The organism is Vibrio sp. D401a, from assembly GCF_030248515.1.
GTDB classification, from domain to species: domain Bacteria; phylum Pseudomonadota; class Gammaproteobacteria; order Enterobacterales; family Vibrionaceae; genus Vibrio; species Vibrio rotiferianus.
Genome location: NZ_JAHGAI010000031.1, coordinates 1 through 2,001, shown reverse-complemented (window position 1 = coordinate 2,001; position 2,001 = coordinate 1). Strand labels below are relative to the sequence as shown.

2 protein-coding genes are annotated in these 2,001 nt (G+C 39.0%); both read left to right on the top strand.

Translation table 11 applies throughout. The features are described 5' to 3' along the window. The first annotated feature begins 77 nt into the window (after positions 1 to 77). A complete protein-coding gene (locus KIV41_RS12990; RefSeq protein WP_010448828.1) occupies positions 78 to 410 on the top strand; it encodes a hypothetical protein in 333 nt (110 codons plus the stop codon). Between the two features lie 743 nt (positions 411 to 1,153). Beyond that, positions 1,154 to 1,960 carry a DUF5677 domain-containing protein gene (locus KIV41_RS12975; RefSeq protein WP_182020257.1) on the top strand — a complete coding sequence of 269 codons (807 nt, stop codon included), beginning with the start codon at positions 1,154 to 1,156 and terminating at the stop codon, positions 1,958 to 1,960. Positions 1,961 to 2,001 lie beyond the last annotated feature (41 nt).

The window sequence follows — 2,001 nt, the reverse complement described above, 5'->3', positions numbered from 1 at the left end:
TGGCATGCGGCAGCATCGTTATTGCGTTGCTCACACCTTAACAGGGCGTTATGTGTTTTGAAGGAATTGTAACAAAAGTGAAAATCTCAATATCTTCTGAGGAATTTGTAAATGAGTTCTCTGAGCTCAAACGTGAGCTAGTTGAAGGCTACTTTTCGAAGGATTCAGAAATATCTCGCCTAAATACGTTGGAAGACGCTGGTATCGATGCGAAGCAGTTAGATGTAATAAAAGGCGTTGTGGATGAGTCTTTGACGGATGCTCTGTATACAATTCTACTTGGTTTAGAGGGTAGCGCAGCTATCGGTAAGCATCAGATTTGCTACAAATTACAAGATGAATTAGGCACTGAGTTAACAGGTGAGTTTGAAGAGTTAGCTTTCGAGGCACTGCAAGAAAAACACACATAACAAACTGTTCAAGAGGGATTCGCAACGCGTGGCATTTTTACTATGCGTTGGTTTTAGTGTTTAAGGCGGTATGCGGCGGCATCGGTATTGCGTTGCTCACCCCTTAACAGGGCGTTAGTTTGCAAGAGGAAAAACGCAGCTATATCGCAACATCTAGTGGTAAAAGCTCAAAGTTGAAATTGTCGTATTGGCTTTCAATTTTAGCGTTAACTAGCGTGGTGAAAATTCAAAATTGGCATCGTTTCAACGGTTAATTTGTCTTTTGGTGCGGCGACTTTTGGGTTCCCTGAGTCGAACTTTTTTGCTGAAATTCTGCTCGTTAAGTTTGTTGGTACAAAAGCCGATCTACTCGCTGAAATTGCGTTTTCTCAGGTGTGGTAAGTTCATGTGGTTTCAGTGGCTTTGTTGAAAGTCCGCATTGTGAGATTGGTTTTCCAAAAGCGCTTTTTGGTGTTGTGAGTTCGTTTTCTGCGACGTTGTTTGTTCCACGTGGTTTCATTGAGTAGTCGCTTTGAGACTACGCCTGAATTAAGTGCATCAAAACACATAAAGTTTATTGTTTGCAAAGTTTTAAATAACGTAAAATCAACGCTTTGGGTTTGCAAACTAACAAACTGCTCAAGAGGGATTCACAACGCGTGGCATTTTTACTATGCGTTGATTTTAGTGATTAAGGTGGTATGCAGCGGCTTCGGTATTGCGTTGTTCACCCCTTAGCAGGGCGTTAGGCATTAGGAAATCATATGGACCAATACAGAACGATTGAAGAATATAACGATGTTAAAGATGCTCTGGTAACTATGTGCGGTATGCTACTTTTTGAATTCGCAAAAGAATCTGATTTAAGTATCAAAGATACAATATTGCGTAACTTTCTTGCCAAAACATCTATGAGTTTGAAGGGTATTTTTGCTTTATGGGAAATCGAAAATTATCAAGATTGTTGGGCTATTTATAGAGCACAAATGGACCGGTTTTTTCATTTAGAGCACATTGCTAAACACGATGAATTTGAGTTGTTTGATGATTGGTCTATTTACAGGCAGTTTCAAGCGCACAACTTAGCGAAAAGTGACAAGAGATTTCCAATTGAGCAAACATCCCAAGTGTACTACTTTAATGACAATTTTGCTGCAAAGGTAAAGTCTGTACAAAAAGCCAAACCTAAATGGAGTCGCCCGAAGGCAGAAAGTGTTGCAAAGGAAATCGGGATGGATTTCTTATATAAATTTGGTTATGACCTTGCGTCTATGCACGTTCATCCGATGTCAAACGATGGGCAACAAGATTTTTTCACTATTACTGGAATTGAATCTGTAGATAAATTCCCCTCACAAATTGCCGTAATTCACAATTCTATTTTGACAACAACAATGATTGTTCAAAATGTATTCAATTATAGTTCGTTCCAATGGCGTGCTGTTCTTTTTGATTTTATTGATCACATTAGGGACGCTATTTGTACAGGTAACAAAGAGTATATGTTGACGTATATGAAAATTGTAAAATTCAAACACGATAGTCAGAGTTTATCGGTAAAAAATGCCTAACAAACTGTTTAAGAGTGATTCGCAACGCGTGGCATTTTTGC